The 24,872-nt window shown below is 74.4% G+C and carries 25 protein-coding genes and 1 other RNA gene; 12 read left to right on the top strand and 14 right to left on the bottom strand.

The genetic code is table 11. The features are described 5' to 3' along the window. Positions 1-129: 129 nt before the first annotated feature. From ACOACO_RS07885 to ACOACO_RS07875, 3 genes are read right to left on the bottom strand one after another with little or no spacing between them, the layout of a single operon-like run. Complete coding sequence (locus tag ACOACO_RS07885) at positions 130-897, bottom strand: SDR family NAD(P)-dependent oxidoreductase (RefSeq protein WP_420295688.1); 768 nt, start codon at positions 895-897, stop codon at positions 130-132. Positions 898-902: 5 nt separating this feature from the next. Further along, entirely contained in the window at positions 903-1,358 is a 456-nt protein-coding gene (locus ACOACO_RS07880; protein WP_420295687.1) for an HIT family protein, read from the bottom strand. A gap of 6 nt (positions 1,359-1,364) precedes the next feature. Further along, positions 1,365-2,966: a M15 family metallopeptidase gene (locus ACOACO_RS07875; protein ID WP_420295686.1), complete on the bottom strand. Its 1,602-nt coding sequence runs from the start codon at positions 2,964-2,966 to the stop codon at positions 1,365-1,367. Positions 2,967-3,035: 69 nt separating this feature from the next. Between ACOACO_RS07875 and ACOACO_RS07870 the strand changes: the two genes are divergently transcribed. Then, the gene (locus ACOACO_RS07870; protein ID WP_420295685.1) at positions 3,036-4,034 is read left to right on the top strand and encodes a DMT family transporter; all 999 of its coding nucleotides are present in this window, start codon (positions 3,036-3,038) and stop codon (positions 4,032-4,034) included. On the opposite strand, the gene ACOACO_RS07865 is transcribed toward ACOACO_RS07870, so the two are convergent. Continuing rightward, positions 4,013-4,735 carry a response regulator gene (locus ACOACO_RS07865; RefSeq protein ID WP_420295684.1) on the bottom strand — a complete coding sequence of 241 codons (723 nt, stop codon included), beginning with the start codon at positions 4,733-4,735 and terminating at the stop codon, positions 4,013-4,015. The genes ACOACO_RS07870 and ACOACO_RS07865 overlap by 22 nt on opposite strands. Beyond that, positions 4,732-6,375 carry an ATP-binding protein gene (locus ACOACO_RS07860; protein ID WP_420295683.1) on the bottom strand — a complete coding sequence of 548 codons (1,644 nt, stop codon included), beginning with the start codon at positions 6,373-6,375 and terminating at the stop codon, positions 4,732-4,734. Before ACOACO_RS07860 ends, ACOACO_RS07865 begins: the two co-directional genes overlap by 4 nt. A gap of 124 nt (positions 6,376-6,499) precedes the next feature. Between ACOACO_RS07860 and ACOACO_RS07855 the strand changes: the two genes are divergently transcribed. From ACOACO_RS07855 to ACOACO_RS07840, 4 genes are all read left to right on the top strand, one after another. After that, positions 6,500-7,450: a Bug family tripartite tricarboxylate transporter substrate binding protein gene (locus ACOACO_RS07855; protein WP_420295682.1), complete on the top strand. Its 951-nt coding sequence runs from the start codon at positions 6,500-6,502 to the stop codon at positions 7,448-7,450. A gap of 77 nt (positions 7,451-7,527) precedes the next feature. Beyond that, the gene (locus ACOACO_RS07850; protein ID WP_420295681.1) at positions 7,528-8,085 is read left to right on the top strand and encodes a tripartite tricarboxylate transporter TctB family protein; all 558 of its coding nucleotides are present in this window, start codon (positions 7,528-7,530) and stop codon (positions 8,083-8,085) included. Positions 8,086-8,099: 14 nt separating this feature from the next. Continuing rightward, positions 8,100-9,677 (top strand): tripartite tricarboxylate transporter permease, encoded by a 1,578-nt coding sequence (locus ACOACO_RS07845; RefSeq protein WP_420295680.1) that lies wholly within the window; start codon positions 8,100-8,102, stop codon positions 9,675-9,677. After that, positions 9,674-10,069 carry a universal stress protein gene (locus ACOACO_RS07840; RefSeq protein ID WP_420295679.1) on the top strand — a complete coding sequence of 132 codons (396 nt, stop codon included), beginning with the start codon at positions 9,674-9,676 and terminating at the stop codon, positions 10,067-10,069. Before ACOACO_RS07845 ends, ACOACO_RS07840 begins: the two co-directional genes overlap by 4 nt. Before the next feature lie 622 nt (positions 10,070-10,691). Here the strand turns inward: ACOACO_RS07840 and ACOACO_RS07835 are convergent. Next, positions 10,692-10,961 carry a hypothetical protein gene (locus tag ACOACO_RS07835; protein ID WP_420295678.1) on the bottom strand — a complete coding sequence of 90 codons (270 nt, stop codon included), beginning with the start codon at positions 10,959-10,961 and terminating at the stop codon, positions 10,692-10,694. A 61-nt stretch (positions 10,962-11,022) separates the two neighbouring features. Continuing rightward, on the bottom strand, positions 11,023-11,544 hold the full coding sequence (locus ACOACO_RS07830; RefSeq protein ID WP_420295677.1) for a hypothetical protein: 522 nt from the start codon (positions 11,542-11,544) through the stop codon (positions 11,023-11,025). A 116-nt stretch (positions 11,545-11,660) separates the two neighbouring features. On the opposite strand from ACOACO_RS07830, the gene ACOACO_RS07825 reads away from it, so the two are divergent. The 6 genes from ACOACO_RS07825 to ACOACO_RS07800 all read left to right on the top strand — a co-directional run bounded on the left by ACOACO_RS07825 (position 11,661) and on the right by ACOACO_RS07800 (position 16,818). After that, the gene (locus tag ACOACO_RS07825) at positions 11,661-12,107 is read left to right on the top strand and encodes a helix-turn-helix transcriptional regulator (protein WP_420295676.1); all 447 of its coding nucleotides are present in this window, start codon (positions 11,661-11,663) and stop codon (positions 12,105-12,107) included. Positions 12,108-12,112: 5 nt separating this feature from the next. Beyond that, positions 12,113-12,520 carry a VOC family protein gene (locus ACOACO_RS07820; protein ID WP_420295675.1) on the top strand — a complete coding sequence of 136 codons (408 nt, stop codon included), beginning with the start codon at positions 12,113-12,115 and terminating at the stop codon, positions 12,518-12,520. 24 nt (positions 12,521-12,544) lie between these two features. Continuing rightward, on the top strand, positions 12,545-13,507 hold the full coding sequence (locus tag ACOACO_RS07815; protein ID WP_420295674.1) for a squalene cyclase: 963 nt from the start codon (positions 12,545-12,547) through the stop codon (positions 13,505-13,507). A gap of 89 nt (positions 13,508-13,596) precedes the next feature. Next, positions 13,597-15,066, top strand: coding sequence for an amidase (locus tag ACOACO_RS07810; protein WP_420295673.1), 1,470 nt, complete (start codon positions 13,597-13,599; stop codon positions 15,064-15,066). 34 nt (positions 15,067-15,100) lie between these two features. After that, on the top strand, positions 15,101-15,568 hold the full coding sequence (locus tag ACOACO_RS07805) for an SRPBCC family protein (protein WP_420295672.1): 468 nt from the start codon (positions 15,101-15,103) through the stop codon (positions 15,566-15,568). A 71-nt stretch (positions 15,569-15,639) separates the two neighbouring features. Next, entirely contained in the window at positions 15,640-16,818 is a 1,179-nt protein-coding gene (locus ACOACO_RS07800; protein ID WP_420295671.1) for a hypothetical protein, read from the top strand. Between the two features lie 69 nt (positions 16,819-16,887). Here the strand turns inward: ACOACO_RS07800 and ssrA are convergent. Beyond that, positions 16,888-17,257: a transfer-messenger RNA gene (gene ssrA / locus ACOACO_RS07795) on the bottom strand. A gap of 153 nt (positions 17,258-17,410) precedes the next feature. Here ssrA and ACOACO_RS07790 point away from each other — a divergent pair. Continuing rightward, positions 17,411-19,120, top strand: a complete 1,710-nt coding sequence (locus tag ACOACO_RS07790; RefSeq protein WP_420295670.1) for an FAD-dependent oxidoreductase — start codon at positions 17,411-17,413, stop codon at positions 19,118-19,120. Positions 19,121-19,220: 100 nt separating this feature from the next. Here the strand turns inward: ACOACO_RS07790 and ACOACO_RS07785 are convergent, their stop codons facing one another. From ACOACO_RS07785 to ACOACO_RS07760, 6 genes are all read right to left on the bottom strand, one after another. Further along, the gene (locus ACOACO_RS07785; RefSeq protein WP_420295669.1) at positions 19,221-20,213 is read right to left on the bottom strand and encodes an amidohydrolase family protein; all 993 of its coding nucleotides are present in this window, start codon (positions 20,211-20,213) and stop codon (positions 19,221-19,223) included. After that, positions 20,210-20,692 (bottom strand): SsrA-binding protein SmpB, encoded by a 483-nt coding sequence (gene smpB / locus ACOACO_RS07780; RefSeq protein ID WP_420295668.1) that lies wholly within the window; start codon positions 20,690-20,692, stop codon positions 20,210-20,212. The genes ACOACO_RS07785 and smpB overlap by 4 nt, the downstream gene beginning before the upstream one ends. Positions 20,693-20,757: 65 nt before the next feature. Then, positions 20,758-22,122, bottom strand: a complete 1,365-nt coding sequence (locus ACOACO_RS07775) for a M23 family metallopeptidase (RefSeq protein ID WP_420295667.1) — start codon at positions 22,120-22,122, stop codon at positions 20,758-20,760. 57 nt (positions 22,123-22,179) lie between these two features. Beyond that, complete coding sequence (gene ftsX, locus ACOACO_RS07770) at positions 22,180-23,103, bottom strand: permease-like cell division protein FtsX (RefSeq protein WP_420295666.1); 924 nt, start codon at positions 23,101-23,103, stop codon at positions 22,180-22,182. Positions 23,104-23,142: 39 nt separating this feature from the next. Beyond that, a complete protein-coding gene (gene ftsE / locus ACOACO_RS07765) occupies positions 23,143-23,832 on the bottom strand; it encodes a cell division ATP-binding protein FtsE (RefSeq protein ID WP_420295665.1) in 690 nt (229 codons plus the stop codon). Positions 23,833-23,842: 10 nt separating this feature from the next. Next, the gene (locus ACOACO_RS07760) at positions 23,843-24,784 is read right to left on the bottom strand and encodes a LysR family transcriptional regulator (protein ID WP_420295664.1); all 942 of its coding nucleotides are present in this window, start codon (positions 24,782-24,784) and stop codon (positions 23,843-23,845) included. Between the last annotated feature and the right edge of the window lie 88 nt (positions 24,785-24,872).

The following is a 24,872-nucleotide window of genomic DNA, read 5'->3' as shown; positions in this document are numbered from 1 at the left end:
GCGCGCGCCAGTCTGCGACGCGGGGGCGCGCACCGGGTGGCGCCACGCGCACGGGTGACGCAGGACGCCCCACTGGTCGAGACCAGTGGGGCGTCCGGTGCCGTGCGGGAGCCGCGGTGTGCGGCGGGCTCAGAGGAGCGTGGCGCCGCCGTCGACGTAGATGGTCTGCCCCGTGATGTACGACGCCTCGTCGCTGGCCAGGAACGCGACCGCGGCCGCGATGTCCTCTGGCAAGCCGATGCGCTTCACCGGGTTGCGCTCGGCGACGCCGGCGCGGAAGTCCTCGACGCTCATCTTCATCCGGGCGGCGGTGGCGTCGGTCATCTCGGTGGCGATGAAGCCGGGGGCCACCGCGTTGACGTTGATGCCGAACGGGCCCAGCTCGATGCCGAGCGTGCGCACGAAGCCCTGGATGCCCATCTTCGCGGCCGAGTAGTTCGCCTGGCCGCGGTTGCCGAGCGCGGACGTGCTCGAGAGGCAGACGACCTTGCCGTAGCGCTGCTCGGTGAAGTGCTTCTGCGCCGCCTTGGTCATGAGGAACGCGCCCTTGAGGTGCACGCCCATGACGAGGTCCCAGTCGACCTCGGTCATCTTGAACAGCAGGTTGTCCCGCGTGACGCCCGCGTTGTTGACCAGCACGTGGAGGCCGCCCAGCTCGCTCACGACCCGCTCGACCGCCGCGTCCACCGAGGCCGCGTCGGACACGTCGGCACCGATGCCGACCGCCCGCGCGCCGTCGGCGAGCTCGAGCCGGCCGGCCGCGTCGGCGGCCGCCCCCTCGTCGAGGTCGAGGACCGCGACCGACGCGCCCTCGCTCGCGAACCTCTGGGCGGTGCCGAAGCCGATGCCCCGCGCCGCGCCCGTGATGACTGCCACCCGTCCGTCGAATCGACCCATGCGCGTCACCCTAGGGCATCGTCCGACGCCGCCAGGGCGTCGCGGAGGCGGCCCGCGACGACCGCGCGCTCGCCCGCGCCGTACTTGTGTCGGGGCCAGAAGAACCCCCGCAGCCCGTCGCCCTTCGTGCGGGGCACGACGTGCAGGTGCAGGTGCGGCACCGACTGGCTGACGACGTTGTTGACCGCCACGAACGACCCCTGCGCCCCGAGGCCGTCGACCACGGCCCGGCACAGCCGCTGCGCGGTCGCCAGGAACGGGTCGCGCAGGGCGGCGGGCAGCTCGTCGAGCGTGACGACGTGCACGCGCGGCACCAGCAGCACGTGGCCGTGGAACACCGGGCGCTGGTCGAGGAACGCGACCAGGTCGTCGTCGGCGTGCACGACGTCGGCGTCCGCCTCCCCCGCCACGATGGCGCAGAAGACGCACCCCGCGGGCGACGCGGCCCGTGCGGGTGGCACGGGCGCTCAGCCGTCGAAGTGGTGCAGGTCGCCGAGCCCGTAGGTCCAGCGGAAGCCGTGGTTGGCCAAGATCTGCACGACCCGGTGCGAGCGGCTGCGCCAGGCCACCGTCGGGTGCGAGCGGCTGATCCACCACGTGTTGGGCACGACGCCCTGGGCGGAGCGGTACGGGTTCTCCCAGGGGTTGATGTCGATGGAGCGGCCCGTGGCGTGCGGCGAGCGGCGGCCCGGGTTGCCCACGACGCCGCGGCAGTTGAACGCCGAGGTGTTGTCGGCGGCCATCGACTTGTAGTCGTCGGCGCCGCCGAGGCGGGAGCTGTAGCCGAAGCCGTCGGGGCGCACCATCGACCGGATGGGGATGCCGCCGTTGTGCAGGGCGCTCAGCATCTGCGCCGTGCGGGTCGCGATGGAGCGGTGCACCACGACCTCGCCGCGGTAGCGGTAGCCGTCGAAGCCGAGGTAGTTGACGCGCACCAGCCGCAGGTCGGCCCGGCCCACGGGGCAGCCGGGGCGCCACGAACGCCCCACCATGTCGGCCCAGATGTGGTTGGGGATCGTCAGCACCTCGGGCGCGGGCCCCGGAATGGTGGCGCGGGGGGCCGGGGGCACGTAGACGGTCGGGCGCGGGGCACCGGCGGGGAGCACGACGGGCGGGGCGTACGGCGCGACGTTCACCCACCGCTCCGGGCTGATGCCCTGGACGATCCACTCCTGCGGGCGGAAGACGACGCGGTACTTCGTGCCGCGGCGGGGCGAGACGACGATCTTGCCGCCGCCGTTCGACGCGAGCGGGGCGCGGGCCGCGACCACCTTGTAGCCCGAGCCGTCGTTGGCGTGCACCTCGACGGTGCCGGTGACCGGGTTGCGGGCCTCGTCGCGCACGGCGTACCAGAGCGTCAGCGGGTGCTCGTCGCGCACGCTCGTGGGGGCCGCCAGCTCGACGACCGCCCGGCGCTGCCGCAGCGTGATGCGGCCCTCGCCGATCGCGCCCGCGTGCTCGCCGTCGGCGTCGAAGAGGGCGCGCACGACGTTGTCGCGGGTGTACGGCGCCACCACGATCGTCGCCGTGGTCGTGCCGTCCGCGCCCGTGGTGAGGGTCGAGACGGGCGCGAACCTGCCGTAGGTGAAGCGCTCGACGCGCACGCGCGCCCCCGCCAGCGGCGCGCCGTCGGCGTCGGCGACCTGGATGGTGACGTCGACCTGGTCGCCCTTGAACCCCGCCGGGGCGCTCACGGTGACCCGGGCGGGCTCCGCGGCCGCGGGAGTCGCGGGCGCGTCCGGCTCGGCCGGCCCGGCGTCGGGCTGGGCGGGCTGGGTCGGCACCGCGGGTCCGGTGGGTCCGGTCGGCTCGGCGGGAGCAGTGGGCTCGGTGGGCTGGGTCGGCTCTGCGGGCGTGGTCGGCTCGCTCGCCCCGCCGCTCGGCGGGTCCGTCTCGGCGGTGACCGCGGGCGGCGCGGCAGCCGCGGTCGCGTCGGCGTACCCCACCCCCGGCGTCACGAGCAGCGCGGCCACGACGAGGCCGGTCACCGCGACGGTGCCCCGCCCGCGCAGCGGCCTGCGCCACCGGGGCCGGGACGGGACGGGGGACGCGGGGCCCGAGACGCTCATGGGAGCAGGGTAGGGAGGCGGGGCCCCGACCACAACGGCCCGGGGTCCTGGGGCCCTAGGCTCGCGCCGATGCCGACCCCCGCCTCCCCCACCGCTCCCGCCACCGCCGGATCGACCCGCCGGGGGCTCGCGCAGGTGTGCGCGGCCGGGGTGCTGTGGGGCACCGGGGGCCTCGCCGTCCACGAGCTGCACGAGCGCGAGGGCATGGCGTCAGGCACCGTCAGCGCGTGGCGGATGGGGCTGGCGGCGCTCGTGCTGCTCGTCGTGGTGCTCGTGCTGCGCCAGGGCCCGGCCGTCGTCGCGCTCGCCCGGCGCCACCCGGTGCGCACCGGGCTGCTGGGGGTGGCGACCGCGGCGTACCAGGGGCTCTACTTCGCCGCCGTGCTGACCGCCGGCATCGGGGTCGCGACCGTCGTGGCACTGGGCCTGGCCCCGCCGCTCGTCACGGTCGTCGAGTGCCTGCGGGAGCGCCGGGCCCCCCGCCCGGGGGAGCTCGTCGCGCTCGCCGCGGCCCTGGCCGGCCTCGCCCTGGTCACGTACGGCGGCAGCGACGCCGCGGCGGGCCCGTCACCGCTGCTGGGGGTCGGGCTCGCGGTGGCCGCCGCGGTGGGCTACGCCGCCACCACGCTCGTGGGGCGCACCGTCAGCCAGGAGGCCCCTCCCCTGGCGCTCACCACGCTGGCCACGACGGTCGGCGCCCTCCTGCTCCTGCCCTGGGCCGCCGTCGAGGCCGCCCACGGGCTGCCCGTCGTGACGGCCGACCCGGTCTCGCTGGCGTGGCTGGTGTGGCTGGGCGTTGCGACGATGGCGCTGGCCTACGGCCTGCTCTACGCCGGGCTGCGCACCACGAGCAGCGGCACGGCGACCGTCGCCACCCTCCTGGAGCCGGTGAGCGCGGCGCTGCTCGCGGCGCTGGTGGCCGGCGAGCGCCTCGGGCCCGTCGGCGTCGCCGGGGGCGTGCTCATCCTGCTGGCCGTGGCTGTGCGCGCCGTGACCGAGCCGCGCGCCGGGGCGGGGCCGGGGCGGGGCGCGGCGGGGGCCGGCGCTCAGCCCGCCGCGCGGCGGTAGAGCCGCTGCGGGCGGCCGGCTCCGCCGTACTGCAGCCGGGCGGTCGCCTCGCCCGTGTCGACGAAGTGCTCGAGGTAGCGGCGTGCGCTGACCCGGGAGATGCCGACCCGGTCGGCGACCTCGGCGGCGGAGAGCTCGGCGTCGGCGACCAGCTCGGCCGTCACCGCGGCCGCGGTCTCCGCCGAGAGCCCCTTGGGGAGCTGGCGGCGGCCGGCACCGACGGGGGCGAAGACCGCGTCGATGGCGTGCTGGGTCGTGCGGGCCTCGGGCTGCGGACCGGTCTCGCCACCGTCGGCCCCGATGGCGGCCAGCGCCTGGTGGCTGCGACGGAAGTGCTCGAGGCGCGCCACGAGGTCGTCGCGCTCGAACGGCTTCACCAGGTAGTGGGCCGCGCCCGCGGCGGCCGCGGCCCGCACCGTGTCGACCTCGCGGGCCGCCGTCACGATGATGACGCCCGTGTCGTCGCCGCGCCCGCGGAGGCGGCGGAGCACCTCGATGCCCGACAGGTCGGGGAGGTGGACGTCGAGGAGCACGAGGTCGGGGGCGAGCCGCTCGATCTCGGCGAGCGCCGCCGTACCGGTCGCGGCGACGCCGACGGGCACGAACCCGGGGACCTGCTCGACGAAGCGGGTGTGGATGGAGGCGACCATGAAGTCGTCGTCCACCACGAGCACCCGCAGCTCGCCGCCCGCCCCGCTCATGCCCGACCTCCCGGCAGCACCGCCGTGAACACGGCGCCGGGCGACCCCGCGCCGACCCGTACCTCGCCGCCCCGACGTTGGCAGACCTGGCGCACGAGCGCCAGTCCGATCCCGCGGCCCCCGACGACCGGCTCCTTCGAGGACCAACCGCGCTGGAACACCAGCTCGCGCTCGGCCGCGTCGACGCCGGGCCCGGAGTCGGCGACCTCGACCCAGGCGGCCGTGCCGTCGTGCCACAGGCGCACCCGGACGACGGGGTCCGATCCGGCGGCCTCCCCCACGACCTGCCCCGCGACCGCGTCGACCGCGTTGTCGACGAGGTTGCCGAGGACGGTGCCGACGTCGGCCGCGAGGTCGGCGTCGAGCCGCGGGAGCGTCTCGTCCCCCACGAGGTCGATGGCGAGGCCGCGCTCCGCGGCGACGGTGGACTTCGCGACGAGCAGCGCCGCCACCTGCGGGTCCTCGACGCGGGCGCGCACACGGTCGCTGATCTCCGCCTGGCGCCGCACGATGGTGCCGATCGCGGCCGCCGCCTCGTCGTGCTCGCCGAGCTGCAGCAGCCCGGAGATGGTGTGCAGCCGGTTGGCGAACTCGTGGGTCTGGGCGCGCAGCGTCTCGGTCACCGACTCGCGGGCGCGCACCTCGCTGCGCAGGGCCAGCAGCTCGGTGTGGTCGCGCAGCGTCACCACGACCCCGCCGGTCACCCCGCCGCCGCGCACGCGGGTGCGGTTGACCACCAGCACCCGACCGCCGACGACGAGCAGGGCGTCGCGGATCTCCTCGTCGTCGCCCGCGTCCCGCGTCCCGGACGCGTCCGGGGCCGCCAGCACCGAGACGACCTCGGGCGGCAGCGCGGCGTCGAGCAGCGCCGTACCGGGGCCGACGGACGGGTCGAGCTCCAGCAGCTCGCGGGCCGTGTCGTTGACGACGGTGACCCGGCCGTCGTCGGCGACGGCGACGAGCCCCTCGCGGATGGAGTGCAGCAGCGCCTCGCGCTGGTCGGCCAGCGCCCCGATCTCGGCGGGCTCGAGCCCGCGGGTGCGGCGCTTGATGAGCCGGGACAGGCCGAAGGAGCCGACCGCGCCCAGCGCGAACCCGAGGCCGAGGAAGACGCCCAGGTCCGGCGCCGACCGCTCGAGGCGCGCCTGCCAGCCCGGGTACCTCTCGGCGACCACCACGATGCCCACCTGCTCGCCGGTGTCGGCGAGCACGGGCACCATCGCCGCCAGGGACTGCCGGTCGCGCTCGCGCACGTCCCCCGTCCACACGCGGCCCTCGAGGACCGAGCCGTCGCCGAGGTCGACCTGCTCGCCCTCCCGCGTCGGGTCGGGACCGATGACCTGCAGGCCCCCGGCGTCGAGGAGGTAGACGGCGTCGGCCCCGAGCCGGTCGCGCACGTCACCCGCGTACGACGCCAGCGCCTCCTCGGGCGGGTACCTCTCCTGCAGGCCCGCCCGGACGGCGCCGGTGTTCGCCAGGTTCTCCGCCGCGGAGCGCAGCCGGCTGCCGCGGTCGTCACGGAACGCCGAGTCCGCCTGCTGCACCGTCACGAACCCGGCCACCGTCAGCACGACCAGCAGCACGCTCAGCTGGAGCAGCAGGAACTGCCCCGCGAGCGTCAGCCGCGACCGTGACCACAAGTTCCCGAACCTCCATTGCGACCCAAAGAGTGACGGGGGCCACACCGCCGGTGACGATCCCCACATGTGGAACCCATTCTCCTGCCGGACCGCGCGACGACGCGCTGCCGGGACCGTCTCGGCGGTGGTGCTGCTCGCAGCGCTCACCGGCTGCGGCGTCACGCGCGGTGACGCGTCGAACGACTTCACCGTCTACATCCCGAACAGCCCTGGTGGAGGGTACGACCAGACCGGTCGTGCCGCCGTCGCGGCCATGGAGCGCAACGACCTGACCGGCGGCGACTTCGAGATCAGCAACATCATCGGCGCCGGCGGCTCGGTCGCCATGTCGCGCCTCATGAACGCCGAGGGCGACCCGCGGCTGATGATGTACATGGGTCTCGGCGTCGTCGGCTCGCTCTACTCCAACGGCAACGACTTCCGCCCCCAGGACGCCACCCCGATCGCGAAGCTGATCGAGGACCAGGAGGGCGTGCTCGTCCCCCGCGACTCCCCGTACCGCACGCTGGAGGACTTCATCGCCGCGTGGCGCGCCGACCCGGGCTCGATCGTCGTCGGTGGCGGCTCGTCGGTGGGCGGCCCCGACCACCTCTTCCCGATGCTGCTGGCGCAGGCGGCGGGCATCGACCCGCGCGAGGTCCGCTACGTCGTGTACGACGGCGGCGGGCCCCTGACGTCCGCGCTGCTGGGCGACAAGATCCAGGTCGGCTTCTCGGGCCTCGGCGAGTTCGAGGGCCAGATCGCCTCCGGCGACCTGCGGGCGCTGGCCGTCTCCGGCGAGGAGCGCGTGGACAGCCCCACCCTCTCCGAGGTGCCGACGGTCACCGAGGGCGGCGTCGACCTCGTCTTCAACAACTGGCGCGGCGTGCTCGCCCCGCCCGGCATCACCGACGAGGAGCGCCAGCGCCTCATCGACCTCGTGGAGGAGATGCACGGCACCGACGAGTGGCAGCAGGCGATGGCCGACAACGGCTGGATCGACGCGCTGCAGACCGGTGACGAGTTCTCCGAGTTCCTCGAGTCGGAGGACGCCCGCGTCGCCGCCACCCTCGACGAGCTGGGCCTGGCGACGTGAGCGCCACCCGCGACGGCGAGCCGCGCCGTACCCCTCCCACCGACCCCTCAGCCAGCCCCCGACAGCCAGGTGGCCCCGTGACCCTCGACTGCCCCGCGCCCGAGCGCGACCTGACCGCCCACCCCCAGCCCGGGCCCGCCGGCCCGGACGCCGCCCCGCAGCGCGACCTCGCGCAGCTGGGCCTGGCCGCCGCGCTCGTCGTGGTGGGCCTCTACACCGTGTACGACGCCTCCACCCTCGTCGTCGGGTTCGCCGACCCGGTCGGGCCCAAGGCGTTCCCCTACGTCATCGGCGCGGTGCTGACCGGGCTCGGCGTGCTGCTGGCCGTCGCGGCCCTGCGCGGCGACGTGCCCGACCTCGACGACGGCGAGGACGTCGACCTCTCGCAGGGGTCGGACTGGATGACCGTCGTCAAGCTCGTCGCGGTGCTGGTGCTGACCATCGCCACCGTCGGCTGGCTCGGCTGGGCCGTCACCGGTGCGCTCCTGTTCGCCGGCGCGACCTGGGCGCTGGGCTCCCGCACGCCGGTGCGCGACCTGCTCATCGGCGTCGTGCTCTCGGTGGCCAGCTGGTACGCGTTCTACGTCGGCCTCGGCATCCCGCTGACGCCGGGCATCCTCGACGGAATCCTGTGAGAGGGGCCTGAACGATGGAAAGTCTCTCCCTGCTCGGCGAGGGCCTCGCGACGGCCCTCACCCCCGAGAACCTGATGTGGGCCGCCATCGGCGTCCTGCTCGGCACCTTCGTCGGCGTGCTGCCCGGCATCGGTCCCGCGATGGCGGTGGCGCTCCTGCTGCCCGTCACCTTCGGCCTCGAGCCGACCCAGGCGTTCATCATGTTCGCCGGCATCTACTACGGCGGCATGTACGGCGGTTCGACCACCTCGATCCTGCTCAACACACCCGGTGAGTCGGCCTCGGTGATGACGGCGCTCGAGGGCAACCGGATGGCGAAGAAGGGGCGGGCCGCCCAGGCGCTCGCGACCGCCGCCATCGGCTCCTTCATCGCCGGCACCATCGGCACGCTGCTCGTCGTCTTCTTCGCCCCGGCCCTGGCCGACTTCGCCGTCGAGATCGGCGCCCCGTCGTACCTCGCGATCATGCTCATGGCGATGGTGCTCGTCACCAGCGTGCTCGGGTCGTCGCGGCTGCGCGGGTTCATCGCGCTGTTCGTCGGCCTGACGATCGGGCTGGTCGGTCTCGACCTCAACACCGGCCAGCCGCGCCTGTCGTTCGACCAGCCGCTGCTCGCGGACCGCATCGACATCGTCGTGGTGGCGGTCGGCATCTTCGCCGTCGGCGAGGCCCTGTGGGTCGCGGCGCACCTGCGCCGCAAGCCCCTGTCGGTCATCCCCGTCGGTCGCCCGTGGATGGGCCGCGACGACTGGCGCCGCTCGTGGGGGCCGTGGCTGCGCGGCACCGCGCTCGGGTTCCCGTTCGGCGCCGTGCCGGCCGGTGGCGCCGAGACCCCGACGTTCCTGTCGTACGTGCTGGAGCGGCGCCTGGCCCGCAAGGGCCACGAGTTCGGCGACGGTGCCATCGAGGGCGTCGCCGGCCCGGAGGCCGCCAACAACGCCTCCGCGGCGGGCACCTTCGTGCCGCTGCTCGCGCTCGGCCTGCCCGTCACCGCGACGGCCACGATCATGCTGGCCGCGCTGCAGGGCTACGGCATCCAGCCGGGCCCCCAGCTGATGACCGAGCACGCCGACCTGGTGTGGACGCTGCTCGCCAGCCTGCTGATCGGCAACACGCTGCTGCTGGTGCTGAACCTGCCGCTGGCCCCGCTGTGGGCGAAGCTGCTGCGGATCCCGCGGCCCTACCTGTACGCGGGCATCCTGTTCTTCGCCTCGCTGGGCGCCTACACCGCGAACCAGCAGCCGTTCGACCTGTTCCTGCTGCTCGTCTTCGGCCTGCTGGGCCTCGCCATGCGGCGCTTCGGGCTGCCGGTGCTGCCGCTGATCCTCGGCGTGATCCTCGGCCCCCTGATGGAGACGAAGATGCGCGAGGCGCTCGCCATCTCCGACGGCGACGTGAGCGGTCTCGTCGACGAGCCGCTGGCCGTGGTCGTCTACTGCATCATCGTGCTGCTCGTCGTCGTGCCGCTCGTGCTGTCCCGGGTGCGCCCCGGCGCGGCTCCGACCGCCGAGGTCGCCGAGGACACGAACCCCGCCGATCCCCGTGACCCCCGTGACCCCCGTGACCCCCGTGAGAAGGAGACCGTCCGATGAGCGCCGAGACCGTCGTCATCGCCTACACCCCCGACGAGTTCGGGCGCGCGGCGCTCGAGCACGGCATCGTCGAGGCCCGCCGCCGCTCCGCGCGGATCGTCGCGGTCAACGCCACCCGCGGCGACGCGCTGGTGGACGAGCGGTACGCCGACGACGCGGCCATCGACGCCCTCGACAAGACGCTGGCGGAGTGCGGCATCGAGCACGTCATCCGCCGCCCCATGGCGCCCGACGTCTCCGAGGCCGTGCTCGAGGTCGCCGAGGCCGACGGCGGCACCGTGATCGTCGTGGGCCTGCGCAAGCGCTCGCCCGTCGGCAAGCTCGTGCTCGGCAGCGTCGCCCAGCGCGTGCTCCTCGGCGCCGGCGTGCCGGTGCTGGCCGTCAAGCCGTAGTCCCCGCCCGCCCAGCGCGACGCCACCGCGACCCCCTGCCCCGGTACGACGGGGTGGGGGGTCGTTCCGGTGGTCGAGGTGGCCTCCCCAGCGGCACATCCCGGTGGTTGAGGTGGCCGCCCCAGCGGCCCATCCCGGTGGTTGAGGTGGCCGCCCCAGCGGCCCTCGAAACCACCAGCGGACACGGGCGTGGTTTCGAGGCTCGCTAGCGCGAGCACCTCAACCACCGGTGAGCTGGCGCGAGCACCTCAACCACCGGTGAGCTGGCGCGAGCACCTCAACCACCGGTGAGCTGGCGCGAGCACCTCAACCACCGGTGAGCTGGCGCGAGCACCTCAACCACCGGTGAGCTGGCGCGAGCACCTCAACCACCGGTGAGCTGGCGCGAGCACCTCGACCACCGGTGAGCTGGCGCGAGCACCTCAACCACCGGCGAGCTGGCGCGAGCACCTCAACCACCGGCGAGCTGGCGCGAGCACCTCAACCACCGGCGAGCCGGGGCCCTCTCCGGTGGTTGAGGTGGGTGCGCCAGCACCTCGACCACCGGCGAGCCGGGGCCCTCTCCGGTGGTTGAGGTGGGTGCGCCAGCACCCCTCGAAACCACTCCCGAAGGACCCGACGGTCAGTCCTCCTCCGGCTCCGGCTCGGCGCCCAGCAGGTGCTCGAGGATCCCGAGCGCCTGGCCGTCGGTCATGGGCGGCTCGTCCGGCTGCTCGGGCTCGTCTGGCTCGTCGGTCTCGTCGGGCCGGACCGGGACGCCCAGCAGGCGCAGCGCCCGCTCCACGGTGCGGTCCCGCTCGAGCTCCTCGCGCAGGTCGACCTCCTCCGCCGCGGGCACGAGGCCGTGCAGGCGCCAGAGACCGGCGTCGTCGCCGGGGCGGTCGTCGTCCACGTGTGCTCCTCGGGAGGGAGGGGCGACCGTAGCCCGCGCCGCGCCCGCGGCCCGCAGCGGGTCAGCCGGCCCGGTGCGCGTCGTACCGCTGCTGGTGGAAGGCCCAGGGCGTCACGGCGGGCTCGGGCTGCTCGAGGTCGTCGAGGCCCGCGGCGATCTCGACGCCGGCCTCCCGGCACGCCTCCACGTAGTCCTCGTAGTCGACGCGGTAGCCGTCGTGGTCGGCGCTCAGCGCCTCGCTGATGGTGCGGCCCTCGAGCACCTGGAACTGGCCCTCGGTGTCGAGCCGCACCACCGCCGCCTCGGCCAGCGGGGTGTCGTCCGGCCCCCGCCAGTAGCCGTAGGCCGCCTCCTGCTCGCGCTGCGCCACCCAGGTGACGAGCGCCGCGGTGTCCCGGTTGGCGGCCACGTTGGCGGCGATGTCGGGGTTCGCGAGGTCGTCGGGCGTCAGGTAGGAGTCGTCGAGCACGGCCGGCTCCTCGCCGTCGGCGAGGAACGTGACGCCCTCCTCGCTCCACGGCGTGCCCTCGCCCCGCGCCTCCCGCTCCCGCCACACCTGTGCGTCCGCCGGCCACGTCGTCATCGGTCTTCCCCTCGTCGTCCCTCGGGTACGGCGGGCGCCGCCCACTGCGGTGTCTCCCCGCCGGACGCCCGGCAAACCCGGGCGGCCCCGCGCCCTGCGGAACTACCCTGTCGACCGTGGCGACGAGCGAGGAGGAGCGACGGCGCGACCTCGTGCTGCTGCGCCGGGTGCGCGACCGCATCGACCGCGAGCACGCCCAGCCGCTCGACGTCGAGTCGCTGGCGCGCGGCGTGCACTGGTCGGCCGGGCACCTGAGCCGCGAGTTCCGGCGGGCCTACGGCGAGTCGCCGTACAGCTACCTCATGACCCGGCGCATCGAGCGGGCGATGACGCTGCTGCGCCGGGGCGACCTGAGCGTGACCGAGGTGTGCTTCGCGGTGGGCTACGGCTCGCTCGGCACCTTCAGCACCCGGTTCACCGAGCTGGTCGGGATGCCGCCGAGCACCTACCGCGAGCGGGCGGCGGCGGGCGACGGCGCCGGCATCCCGCCCTGCGTCGCCCAGCAGGTGACCCGACCGGTCAGGAACGGAGAAGCACCCCGGGTCGACCCGCGCCTAGGTTGAGCGGCATGAGCCTGAGCATCCACCACGCGTTCCTCCCCCACACCGACGCCGAGGCCTCGCTGGCGTTCTACCGCGACGCGCTGGGCCTCGAGGTCCACAACGACGTCGGCCACGAGCAGATGCGCTGGATCACGGTGGGCCCGCCCGGTGGCACCGGCACGTCGATCGTGCTGCACCCGCCGGCCGTCGACCCGACCATCAGCGACGAGGAGCGCCGCGTGGTGCTCGACCTCATCGCGAAGGGCACGTTCACCGCGCTGACGCTGGCCAGCGACGACCTGGACGCCGACTTCGCGCGCATCGAGGCCACCGGCGCCGAGGTGGTGCAGGAGCCGACCGACCAGGACTACGGCGTGCGCGACTGCGCCTTCCGCGACCCCGCCGGCAACCTGGTGCGGATCAACCAGGCCTGAGGGACCTGGGCGAGCATGGGCGACGTGGGCACCGCGACGCAGGAGTGGCTGCTCGGCCAGGACCCGGCCCTGCGCTGGCAGGTCGAGCGAGACCTCCTCGACGCCCCCGAGGAGGTGTGGGCGGCGACCCGGGCGCGGGTCGCGACGGAGGGGTACGGCGCGCGCCTGCTGGCCGAGCAGGACCCGGACGGCCAGTGGGCGGGCGGCGCCTTCTTCCCCGCCGACTTCTCCGAGCACGCGGCGGACGAGGAGGGGCAGCCGTGGACGGCGACGACGTGGTCGCTCAACAGCCTGCGCGAGTGGGGCGTCGACGCCTCCGTCCTCCCCGGTACGGCGGAGCGCCTCGCCGCGGGCTGCCGGTGGGAGTACGACGACCTCCCCTACTGGGGAGGCGAGGTCGACGTCTGCATCAACTCGTGGACCCTGTCGAACGGGCTGTGGCTCGGGGCGGACGTCGACGGGATCGTCGACTGGTTCCTCACCCACCGCCTGCCCGACGGCGGCTGGAACTGCTCCTGGGTCGACGGCTCCCAGCGCTCCTCGTTCCACTCCACGCTCAACGCGGTGAAGGGGCTGCTCGACCACGCGGTGCGCACCGGGGACGCCGAGCGCACCCGGGAGGCCCGGCGCGCCGGCGAGGAGTACCTGCTGGTGCGCCGCCTCCACCGCCGCCTGTCCACCGGTGAGACGGTCGCACCGTGGGCGCTGCGTCCGACGTACCCGCCGCGGGCCTACTACGACGTCCTCAACGCGCTCGACCACTTCCGCGCCGCGGCGGCGCACGACGGCACCCCGCCGGACCCGCGCCTCGCCGAGGCCGTCGCGACCCTCCGCGACCAGCAGCAGCCCGACGGGCGCTGGCTGCAGGGCCCGCCGCACCGGGGCCGCACGTGGTTCGCGGTCGACGTGGACGAGGGCGAGCCGAGCCCGTGGCTGACATTTCAGGCGCTGCGCGTGCTGCGGTGGTGGGACGCGGAGGCGGGCTGAGCCGGAGCGCGCGCCGCTTCCCTGCCCACGACGGCCCCAGATCGTGTTGGATCGCCCCGTACCGCACGTCACCGCCGACGGGAGCACCGATGGACTTCGACGAGTACCGCCGCCACGACGCCACGGGCCTGGCCCGGCTGGTCGCCGAGAAGCAGGTCAGCGCCGCCGAGCTGCTGCAGGTCGCCCGCGAGCGCGCCGCCGAGGTGAACCCGCGGATCAACGCGATCGTGCGCGACGTGCCGTGCACGGCTGACGAGGAGCGGACGGGCCCGTTCGCCGGGGTGCCGTTCCTCATCAAGGACCTCGGGCAGGACTACGCCGGGCTGCCCACCTCGAACGGGTCGCGGTCGCTGCAGGCCGTGCCCGCCGTCGAGCACTCGACCGTCGTGCAACGCTGGCTCGACGCGGGCCTGGCAATCTTCGGCAAGACCAACCTCCCGGAGTTCGGCGCCAAGGCCATCAGCGAGCCCGACGCCTGGGGCCCGGCCCGCAACCCGTGGGACCTCACCCGCACGCCGGGCGGGTCCTCCGGCGGCTCGGCGGCGGCGGTCGCCGCGGGCATCGTTCCGGCGGCCGGCGCCAACGACGGCGGCGGCTCGACCCGCATCCCGGCCGCGTGCTGCGGCCTCGTCGGCCTCAAGCCCGGCCGCGGCCTCACCCCGCTCGGTCCCGGCGCCGGCGAGATGATGCACGGCGCCGCGGTGCAGGGCGTCGTCACCCGCTCCGTCCGCGACAGCGCCGCGCTGCTCGACGTCATGGCCGGCGGCGAGCCGTGGGGCCCGTACCAGCCGGGCATGCCGTCCGCGCCGTACTCCTCGGTGCTGGGCCAGGACCCGGGCCGCCTGCGCATCGGCGTGCGCGTCCCCTCCGCCATCACCCCCGACCCGCACCCCGAGGCGTACGCCGCGGTGGCCGGCGCCGTGCGCGCGCTCACCGACCTGGGCCACGAGGTGGAGGAGCTGGCGGAGGCGCCGTTCGACGACGCCGCCCTGGCGCGGGAGTTCCTGCTCGCATGGTTCGTCTACATCGCCTGGGAGGTGCGGGACGCGAAGCAGCGCAGCGGCGCCCCCGACACGGCCTTCGAGCGCGACACCCGGATCATGGCGGCGCTCGGCAACGCGACGACCGGCGTCGACTACCTCGACGCGGTGGAGCGGCGCCACCAGCACGCGCGCCGCCTCTCGACGTACTTCGAGTCCTACGACCTGCTGCTCACCCCGACGCTGGCGACGCCCCCGCCGAAGGTCGGGGAGTTCGAGCTGCCGGCGGCGCTGCGGGTGGCGGCGGACGCGCTGCTGCGCACGGGAACGGCGCGCCTGCTCACCCGCACGCCGATCGTCGACGACATGGTGCAGAAGAACCTCGGGTGGGTGCCCTACACCCAGCTCGCCAACGTGACGGGCCGCCCGGCGATCTCCCTGCCGCTGCACCAGACGGCGGACGGGCTGCCGCTCGGCGTGCAGCTGGTCGCGCCGCTCGGCGGGGAGGCGCTGCTGCTGCAGCTGGCCGCCCAGCTCGAGGAGTCGGTGCCCTGGGCCGACCGCGTCGCGCCCCTGTGAGGCGGCCGTCACCGGAGACGGCAGACTCGGGCCCATGACCGACTCGCTGACCTTCGCCGACTCGACCGTCATCGCCGCCTCCCCGGAGGCGGTCTACGCCCTCGTCTCCGACGTGACCCGTACGGGCGAGTGGTCGCCCGTGTGCGAGGCCTGCTGGTGGGACGAGGGTGAGGGACCCCGCGTCGGGGCGACCTTCACCGGCCGCAACGTCACGCCCGGCCGCACGTGGGAGACGCGCTGCGAGGTGACGGTGGCGGACGAGGGCCGCGCGTTCGGCTGGAGCGTCACGGGCGGCAACGTGCTGTGGACCTACACGATGCGGCCCGTCGACGGCGGCACCGAGCTGACGGAGTCGTGGGAGTTCACCCCCCAGGGGCAGGCGTTCCTGGCCGCCAAGTTCCCCGACGACGCCGAGGCGCAGATCGCCGCGCGCGAGCAGCTCGCGCGCACGGGCATCCCCGCCACGCTGGCGCGGATGAGGGAGATCCTCGAGCAGGGCTGAGCCCCTGTCGGCGCCGGTCGGTCGGTCAGTTGGAGCCGGTCGGGAGGATCGGCGGTGTGGACCATCACGACGTGACCATCGTCGGTGCCGGCAACGCCGGCATCTCGCTCGCCGCCCGGCTGCGGCGGGAGGGGGTCGCGGACGTGGCGATCGTCGAGCCGCGCACCACCCACCACTACCGCCCGCTGCTCAACTACGTGGGCGCCGGCCTCGCGCCGATGTCCGCCGTCGAGCGCGCCACCCGCGGCCTGGTGCCCGAGGGCTGCACGCTGGTCGAGGACCACGTCACCGCGGTCGACCCCGGCGCGGCGGGCGGACCGACCGTCACCACCGCGGGCGGTCGCACCCTGCGCTCCACGACCCTCGTGCTGTGTCCCGGCCTCGACGAGGACTGGGACGCCACCCCCGGCCTCGCGGCGGCGTACGACGCCGGCTGGGCCGCCTCGACGTTCGTCGGTGAGGCGGCGCCCCGCGTGTGGCCGGCGCTGCGCGACCTGACCGCGGGGCGGGTGCTCTTCACCGTGCCGCCCGAGCCCGCGCCGTGCGGCCCCACCGCGCTCAAGCCGCTGCTCATGGCGTGCGACCACTGGCGCCGCCGCAGGGTGCTGTCGCGGCTCGACGTCACCCTGGTGCTGCCCGACGCCTCGCCCGTCGCCGTACCCGAGCCGGACCGTCGGCTGGAGGTGACCCTGGAAGGGTACGGCGTGCGCGTGCTGCGCCACGCCCGCGTGGCCCGGCTCGGCGACCGGGCCGTCACCGTGACGACGCCGGGCGGCACCGAGGTCGTCGACGACCTCGCGTTCGCGCACGTGGTGCCGCACTACCGGGCGCCGCGCTGGATCGAGGACGCCGGGCTGGCCGGCACGACGGCCGCGGGCCTGGCTGCCGTCGACCCGCTCACCCTGCGGCACCCGGAGCACCGGAACGTGTGGGCGCTCGGCGACTGCGCCGACCTGCGCACCCGGCCCTCGGGCGGGGCGCTGCGCAAGCAGGTCGCCGTGCTCGCCGCCAACATCACCGCCGGCCCGGACGTCGCCGACGCGGACCTGGAGCAGTACGACGGGTACACCGTCATGCCCATCACCACCGACCGGCGGAGGCTGATGCTCGTCGAGATCGACCGGTCGGGGCGGCCCTCGCCCTCCGTGCCGTTCGTGGACCTCGCCCGGCCCCGCCGCGCCACCTGGCTCGCCGACCGCTACGGGCTGCCGCAGACGTACTTCCGGCGGATCCTGCGCGGGAAGGTCTGAGCCGGAGCGGGCGCTGGAACGACGAACGGCCGCCCCGAGTGGGGCGGCCGTTCGTCGTCAGAGGGCTGCTGGTGGAGCTGCGGGGAATCGAACCCCGGTCCTCGAGCGCTGATCCAGGTCTTCTCCGGGTGCAGTCCGTGTTGTCGCTTTTCTCGGCCTCGGCGCTCGCACGGACACGTCGCCGACAGGCTCAGTCAGGAAAAAGTCCCGGCCACCCCTCCTGACAGGAGATGGCCAGCAAGTCCTCTAGATGAGGCCTGGGTCCGGGACGAGGACGGGTGCCCGGTCAGACCCTTCGATCACTGCTCAGGCAGCGAGAGCGAAGTCGTTGCGATTGGTGTTGGCAACTGTGTTTTCCAGCGATCGTTTACGAGATGGCGCTGGCTTCTCGACCCGCTTCTCCTGGAACGAACGTCCCAAGTCGAAACCGATCAGCCCCTCTTGAGTTGTGATCCACGGACGGCGCACCACCGCCGACCCGCTCCGCAGAGCGTACCTCCCCCAACCAGCCCCGTGCGAGCGCTATTCCACCGCCCGAGGCCCGTCACCTGCACGTCACCCACGGAAGCCCCCGCGGCTCTATGCTCCGGCCGTGCCCACGTCCGCGCCGGTCGTCCTTCTCGTCTCCGAGCACCACCACGCCCTGCTGGCCGACCAGTTCGGCCGCTACGCACGTGAGTACGACGTGCGCACCGCCCGGTCGGCCGCCGAGGCCGCCGAGACCATCCGCTCCGCCCGCGCCGAGGGCCGCACCGTCGCGCTGCTCGTGCACGACGGCGCGCTGCCCGACGCCCACCCGCTCCTCGCGTTCGCCGAGTGGCGCGAGCTGGTGCCGACGGCCCGCCGGCTGGTCGCGTCGCCGTACGAGCGGTTCCTCGACGACAGCGAGAACCTGCGCCACGGCCTGGCCGCCGGCAAGTTCGACGCGCACCTGCTGATGCCCCGCGGCGTGCGTGACGAGGAGTTCCACGGCGCGGTCTGCGAGCTGCTGTCGGACTGGGGCTCGACGGCGGTCGCGCCCGAGGTCGACACGGTGCGCATCGTCGGCGACGCCGACGCCACCCTGGAGCGCGCGATCAGCGAGTACACCGGCCGGATGGGCATGCCGACCCTCGTGCACGCCCCCGACAGCCCCGTCGGCGTGGAGATGACCGCCGCGTTCACGGCCGCCGGCGGGGAGGTGACCTACCCCCTCGTCTCGCTCACGGGCCGGCCCCCCATCGCGCCGCGCGACGTGCGCACCGTCGCGGCCGCGTTCTACGGCCCGCCCCAGCCGGTCGGGTCCACCGACACCGTCGACCTCGCCATCGTGGGCGCGGGGCCGGTCGGGTCCACCGACACCGTCGACCTCGCCATCGTGGGCGCGGGGCCGGCCGGCCTGGCGGCCGCGGTGTACGGCGCGTCCGAGGGCCTCTCGACCGTGGTCGTCGAGGCCGACGCCATCGGCGGCCAGGCGGGCACCAGCTCGATGATCCGCAACTACCTCGGCTTCCCGCGCGGCGTCTCCGGGATGCGGCTCGCCCAGCGCGCCCGCCTCCAGGCGATGCGGTTCGGCGCCCGCTTCTCGACCGGCTGGGAGGTGACGGCGCTCGAGACCGGCGACGGCCGCCACCGGGTCGTCACCGACGGCGGCACCGTCGAGGCGCGGGCCGTCGTGATCGCGACCGGCGTCGCCTACCGCAGCCTCGGCGTGCCCGGCATCGAGGAGCTCGTCGGGCGCGGCGTGCACTACGGCTCGGCGACGTCGGTGGCCCGCGAGATGGAGGGCCACGACGTCGTGGTCGTCGGCGGCGGCAACTCCGCCGGCCAGGCCGCGCTGCACCTGGCCCGGTTCGCGCGGTCGGTGACGATCGTCGTACGCCGCCCCTCGCTCGCCGAGACGATGTCGCACTACCTCATCGACGAGATCCGCTGGAACCCCCGCGTCGACGTCGCGCCCTGCTCGCAGGTCGTCGACGGCGGCGGCAACGGGCGCCTGGAGTGGCTCGACGTGCACGACACCTCGACCGGCCACACCACCCGGCGCGAGGCGCACGGTCTCTTCCTGCTCATCGGCGCGGCGCCCCACTGCGGGTGGCTGCCGCCCGAGGTGGCCCGCGACGCCCACGGCTTCGTGCTCACCGGCCGCGCCGTGCCCGAGGAGAGCTGGGCCGCCGGGATGCCGCCGGCCGACCTCGCGACGTCCGTGCCCGGCGTCTTCGCCGCGGGTGACGTGCGCGCCGGGTCGATGAAGCGCGTCGCGTCCGCCACCGGCGAGGGCGCGTCCGTCATCTCGCTCGTGCACGCGCACCTGGCGCCCTGAGACGGGTCGCGGCGGGGCGTGGTTTCGAGGGCCGCTGGCGCGGCCACCTCAACCACCGGGAACCGGCGCGGCCACCTCAACCACCGAAGGCCGGGGCGGTTCAGTCGCCGAACAGCCGCGCGGCGTTGCGCCAGCACACCTTCGCGAGCCAGGCGTCGTCGAGCGCGGCGTGCCGCTCGCGCAGCGCCTCCAGCACCTCGAGCTGGTGCACGTAGGGGTAGGGGATGTTCGGGAAGTCCGACCCGAACAGGATCTTGTCCCCCAGCGCCGCGTAGCGGGGCAGGAGCGCGTCGGGCACGTCGCCGGGGTGGCGGCACGTGCCGGCGACCTCGCCGGCCACCCCGCCGGCCACCTCGCCGAAGCGGTCGGTGGTCTCGGCGAAGAAGTGGGTGAACGCCATCGTGGTGTCGAGGTGCACCCGCTCGTAGGTCTCCGCCATCGTCAGGAACTCGTCGTACTCGGGCGCACCCAGGTGGGCCATCACGAGCGCGAGACGGGGGTGGCGAGCGAGCACCTCGGCGACCGGGCCGGGGCCGGTGAACTCGGTCGGCACCGGGCCCGAGCCGGCGTGCAGCACCACGGGCGTGCCAGAGGCCTCCAGCACCTCCCAGACCGGCGCGAGGAGCGGGTCGCGCACGTCGAAGGCGCCGACCTGCACGTGCACCTTGAAGACCTGGACGCCGGCGGCGACCCGGGCGGCGACGTACTCCCCCGCCCCCGGCTCGGGGAAGAACGTCGCGCAGCGCAAGGCCTCGGGCACCCGCGCGGCGAAGCCGGCCGCCCATTCGTTGAGGAACTCCGCCATGCCCGGCTTGTGCGGGTACGGCAGGGCGGTGAAGCGGCGGACGCCGTACGCGCGGAGCCGCTCGACGTTCGCCTCGTCGCTGTCGAGGTAGCGGATCGGCCACTCGCGGCCGACGAGCGGGCCCGCGGACGCGAACACCGCGCGCACCTTCTCGGTGACGCGCGGCGGCAGGAAGTGCGTGTGGACGTCGAACAAGCCGGGGACGCCGAGGCGCTCGACCACCGCGTGCAGGTGGTCGCGGCGCTCGGTCGGATCGTCGAGCGCCGGCAGGTCGCCGTCCCGGCTCACACCTGGTCCATGCCCTTGAGCTGGCGCCCCAGCGCCTGCTGCTTCTCGCGGTTGGCCTGGCGCTCGGCCAGCGAGTTGCGCTTGTCGTAGGACTTCTTGCCCTTCGCCAGCGCGATCTCGACCTTCGCCCGCCCGTCGGAGAAGTAGAGCGACAGCGGCACGATCGTGTAGCCCTTGTTGGAGACCTTGGTCGCGATCTTGTCGATCTCGGCGCGGTGGAGCAGCAGCTTGCGCTTGCGGCGGGCGGCGTGGTTGGTCCACGAGCCCTGCGCGTACTCCGGGATGTGCACCGCGTGCAGCCACACCTCGTCGTGGTCGATGTCGACGAACCCGTCGACGAGGTTGGCCCGACCGGCGCGCAGCGCCTTCACCTCGGTGCCCTGCAGGACCATGCCGGCCTCGAAGGTGTCCTCGATGTGGTAGTCGTGGCGCGCCTTGCGGTTCTGCGCGACGATCTTGCGCCCCTGCTCCTTGGCCATCCGTCCATTCTCCCAGCAGCCCGCAACCGGTTTCACCGGGTGGTCGCGGGGGTGGCGGCCACGGCTCAGAAGTAGTTCATCGGGTTCGTCGGCGACCCGTTCTTGTAGACCGTGAAGTGCAGGTGGCAGCCGGTCGACCAGCCGGTCGAGCCGACGTACCCCACGAGCTGGCCGCGGCGCACGTTCTGGCCCACGCTCACGACGTAGCGCGTCGCGTGGTTGTAGATCGTCGAGACGCCGGCGCCCTTGAGGTAGCCGTTGTCGATGATGAGGCGGTTGCCCCACGCCGACTGGTAGTAGCGCTCGACGACCTCGCCGTCGGCGGCCGCGTACATCGGCGTGCCGCAGCCGGCACCGAAGTCCACGCCGTCGTGCAGCGAGTAGTAGCCGTAGATGGGGTGCACGCGCATGCCGTACGGCGAGGTGACGCGCCCGTTGACGGGGTAGCTGAGGCCGCTGCTGCTGCCCCCACCACCGCCGCCGCTGCTCGAGCCGCCGCCGCTGCTGGACCCGCCGCCACCGCCGCCACCCTGGTTGGCGCGCCGGCGGGCGGCCTCGGCCGCGGCAGCCTCCGCGGCCCGGCGGCGGGCCGCCTCGGCGCGCTGGCGCAGGACGTTGCTGATGCGCTGCGACTCCGACTCCAGCGAGGCCAGCTCGGCCCGGTCCGCGTCGCGCGCCGCCTGGGCGGCGGCCTCGACCTCGGCGTGGCTGGCGACGAGGGACTCGACCTGGGCCTCGGCCTCGGCGGCCTGGGCCTCGAGGGCGGCCATGCGCTCCAGGTTCGCGGCGGCCTCGGCGCGCTCGTCGGCGACGAGGTCGCGGGCCTCCTGGACCCGGACCTCCTGCACCTCGAGCATGACCTCGGCGGCCCGCAGGTCGTCGTACGCGCGGGCCTCGGTGCCCAGCACCGTGTCGCGCGCCGCCTGGGCCCGGGTGAGGTCGGAGAGGTCCTCGGCGCCGAGCATGGCGCCGAGCGCCTCGAGGTCGGTGTCGGGGGTCATCGACTGGTCGACGATCTGGCGGCCCACGCGGGCGCGCTGGCCGACGACGTCGTCACGGCCGCCCTGCAGCTCGGCCTCGGCGGCCGCCAGCTCGACCTCGGCGGCGTCGAGACGGGTCTGCATCTCGGCGTCGTAGGCCTGCGCCTGGCCCAGCTCGGCGCGGGCCGTCGAGAGCCGGGCCTGCGCGGAGGCCAGCTGGGCGGTCGACTCGCGCAGCTGCGCCGTCGCGGCCGCCAGCTGGGCGCTGGACTCGCTGAGGTCGGAGTTGGTCGCGTCGATCTGGCCCTGCACCTGTCCCTGGCGCTCGCGGAGCTCGTCGTCCTCGTCGTCGGCGTAGGCGAGGGGTGCGGTCGCGGCACCGGCCGCGACGGCGAGGGACACCGCGATCGCGGCGAGCCGTCGCCGCGACGGCAGGAGGAACTGGTGCATGGGGAAGCCTTCGTTAGTTCGGGGAAGTGAACCGCACGCGACGGTAGACCACGAAGGTCAGACCTTCAGGTATTTCCTCGTGAGCAGGAGTGTCGGCAGCACGGTCAGCAGCGGGCCGAGCAGCGCGATGAGCCCGAACGCCACCCACCACTCGCCGAGCCCGACCCACGGCATGAAGTCCAGCGTGGCCGCCGCCCGGTCGTTCACCACGAACCGCAGCAGCGCCGCCAGCGCGCCGCCGGCGAGCAGCACGCCCAGCAGCGCCGTGACCAGCGCCTCGAGCAGGAACGGCAGGGCGATGTAGAGCGTCGAGGCGCCCACCAGCCGCATGATGCCGATCTCCTTGCGGCGCGCGAACGCCGCCAGCCGGATCGTGTTGCTCACCAGCAGCAGGGCCCCGACGACCAGGATCACCGCCGTGGCGATCGAGGCCCACTGCGCGGCCCCGAGGACGTCGAAGACGGGTTCCAGCAGCTCGCGCTGGTCGGTCACGCGTCGTACGCCGTCGAGGGTCGCCACCGCGCTCTCCACCCCGGCCGACTGCTCGGGGTCCTTGAGCGTGATCCAGATGGAGGCGTTGAAGTCGTCGGCGGTGACCGCGGCGTCCTCGCCCTCGATGAGCCGGCTGTCGCCCTGGGCGCGGGCCAGCTCGAGGGTCTTGTCGTAGGCGTCCTGCTGCGTCTCCTCGCGGACACCGGCCGTCTCCGGGTTGTCCTCGATCGCGCGCAGGATGTCGGCCTTCTGCGCCTCGGTGACCTCGCCGTTGCAGTTGCCCGCGATGTCGGTGGCGTTGCAGAGGTAGACGGTGATCTCGACCTGGCTGCCGAACTGGCGGTCGGCGATGTCGGCCTGCTGCTTGAGCAGCACGCCGACGCCCACCAGCGTCAGGGACACGAAGAGGGTGAGGATGACGGCGAGGTGCATCGAGACGTTGCGACGCAGGCCCTGCCCGAGCTCGGTGAAGACGTAACGCAGCTGCATGTGGGGGGAATCCGCTCCTGGTTCGGGGTGAGGCCGGCGTCAGCTCTGGAAGCCGTAGACGCCCTGGGCCTGGTCGCGCACGAGGTGGCCGTTCTCGAGCTCGATCACGCGCTTGCGCATCTGGTCGACGATGCTGTTGTCGTGGGTCGACATCAGCACGGTGGTGCCGGTGCGGTTGATGCGGTCGAGCAGCTTCATGATGCCGACCGAGGTCGACGGGTCGAGGTTGCCGGTCGGCTCGTCGGCGATGAGGATCTTGGGCCGGTTGACGAACGCCCGGGCGATCGCGACCCGCTGCTGCTCACCGCCGGAGAGCTCGTCGGGCATCCGGTCGGCCTTGCCGTCGAGGCCCACCAGCTCGAGCGTCTGCGGCACCAGCTCGGTGATCTGGGCGCGCGGCTTGCCGATCACCTGCAGGGCGAAGGCCACGTTCTCCGCGACCGTCTTGTTCTGCAGCAGGCGGAAGTCCTGGAAGACCGTGCCGATCTGGCGGCGGTGCCGCGGGATCTTCCAGCTGGCGAGGCGGTTGATCTCGCGGCCGGCGACGTACACCCGCCCCTGCGTCGCACGCAGCTCGCGCAGCACCAGGTAGAGGAACGTCGACTTGCCGGACCCCGAGGAACCGACCAGGAAGACGAACTCGCCCTTCTCGATGTCGAGGGAGACGTCGTCGAGGGCCGGACGGCCCTGGCCGGGGTAGGTCATGGAGACCTTCTCGAAGCGGATCACCGGAGGGACGTTAGCCCAGGCTCCCCGGGCCCCCGGAGACCGTGGGGCGCGTGTTCTCCCCCACGCCGGGCCCACGCCGGGCCGCCGCCCGGTCCACGAGCTCGTCGCGGAAGGCGGCCGCGGCGGCGGTGAGCGGCGTACCGGCCCGCCACACCACCGACAGCCGCCACGGGGGCACGTCGTCGGCGAGCGGCCGCGTGACGCAGCCGTGCGTCGGCACGATCGAGGGCAGCACCGCGACCCCGGTGCCGGCCCGCACGAACGCCACGACCGACGGCAGGTCGCCCGCCTGCACCACGAGCCGGCGCTCCAGGCCCGCCCGGGCCAGGGCGGTCTCGAGCAGCACCCGGTTGGCGTAGCCGGGCAGCGTGTCCACCCACCGCTCGTCCGCGAGCTGCTCGAGGCGTACGACGGACCCGCTCGCCGCCGGGTGCCCCTCCGGCAGCACCGCCAGCAGCGGCAGCTCGTCGAGGAGGCGCCCCGCCAGGTCCGCCGGGCGGGGCAGCGCGGAGAAGGCCAGGTCGAGGCGCCCGCGCCGCACGTCCTCGTGGAGGCCCGTCGACCCCGCGGGCGACGCCGACAGGGTCAGCTCGACGTCGGGGTGGCGCTCCTGGAAGGCCGCGGCCGCGGCCGGCACCTCGAGGGCGTCGAGCGCGGGGAAGAGCCCGACCCGCACCCGGCCCCGCAGGCCCGCCGCGGGCTCACGCACCTCCGCACGCAGGCGGCCCAGCGTGGCGAGGGCCTCGCGCGCCGCCGGCACCGCCCGCTCCCCCGCCGCGGTCAACCGCATGCTCCGGGTGGTGCGCTCGAAGAGCACCGCGCCCAGGTCGCGCTCCAGGGAGCGCAGCGCGGCCGAGACGGTCGACTGCGCCGCGTGCACCCGCGCGGCGGCGCGCGTCACGCTCAGCTCCTCCGCGACCGCGACGAAGACCTCCAGGCTGCGCTCGTCCACCCGCCCACCCTGGCACTGTTCGTCCGACCTGCACAGTGCGATCGAAGAACTTCGTTGGACTCGATCAATGCAGAGGCGGACCCTGGAG

It is taken from the genome of Nocardioides sp. CPCC 205120 (assembly GCF_048654585.1).
Classification (GTDB): Bacteria; Actinomycetota; Actinomycetes; order Propionibacteriales; family Nocardioidaceae; genus Nocardioides.
Note: the sequence above shows the minus strand (reverse complement) of the source record. Positions and strands in the feature narration are given on the sequence as shown.

Bases quoted from the DNA above. Each gene is read 5' to 3' on its own strand.
- ACOACO_RS07885 (WP_420295688.1), bottom strand. From the start codon at position 897: ATGGGTCGATTCGACGGACGGGTGGCAGTCATCACGGGCGCGGCGCGG.
- ACOACO_RS07875 (WP_420295686.1), bottom strand. From the start codon at position 2,966: ATGAGCGTCTCGGGCCCCGCGTCCCCCGTCCCGTCCCGGCCCCGGTGG.
- ACOACO_RS07870 (WP_420295685.1), top strand. From the start codon at position 3,036: ATGCCGACCCCCGCCTCCCCCACCGCTCCCGCCACCGCCGGATCGACC.
- ACOACO_RS07865 (WP_420295684.1), bottom strand. From the start codon at position 4,735: ATGAGCGGGGCGGGCGGCGAGCTGCGGGTGCTCGTGGTGGACGACGAC.
- ACOACO_RS07845 (WP_420295680.1), top strand. From the start codon at position 8,100: ATGGAAAGTCTCTCCCTGCTCGGCGAGGGCCTCGCGACGGCCCTCACC.
- ACOACO_RS07840 (WP_420295679.1), top strand. From the start codon at position 9,674: ATGAGCGCCGAGACCGTCGTCATCGCCTACACCCCCGACGAGTTCGGG.
- ACOACO_RS07830 (WP_420295677.1), bottom strand. From the start codon at position 11,544: ATGACGACGTGGCCGGCGGACGCACAGGTGTGGCGGGAGCGGGAGGCG.
- ACOACO_RS07820 (WP_420295675.1), top strand. From the start codon at position 12,113: ATGAGCCTGAGCATCCACCACGCGTTCCTCCCCCACACCGACGCCGAG.
- ACOACO_RS07810 (WP_420295673.1), top strand. From the start codon at position 13,597: ATGGACTTCGACGAGTACCGCCGCCACGACGCCACGGGCCTGGCCCGG.
- ACOACO_RS07805 (WP_420295672.1), top strand. From the start codon at position 15,101: ATGACCGACTCGCTGACCTTCGCCGACTCGACCGTCATCGCCGCCTCC.
- smpB (WP_420295668.1), bottom strand. From the start codon at position 20,692: ATGGCCAAGGAGCAGGGGCGCAAGATCGTCGCGCAGAACCGCAAGGCG.
- ACOACO_RS07775 (WP_420295667.1), bottom strand. From the start codon at position 22,122: ATGCACCAGTTCCTCCTGCCGTCGCGGCGACGGCTCGCCGCGATCGCG.
- ftsX (WP_420295666.1), bottom strand. From the start codon at position 23,103: ATGCAGCTGCGTTACGTCTTCACCGAGCTCGGGCAGGGCCTGCGTCGC.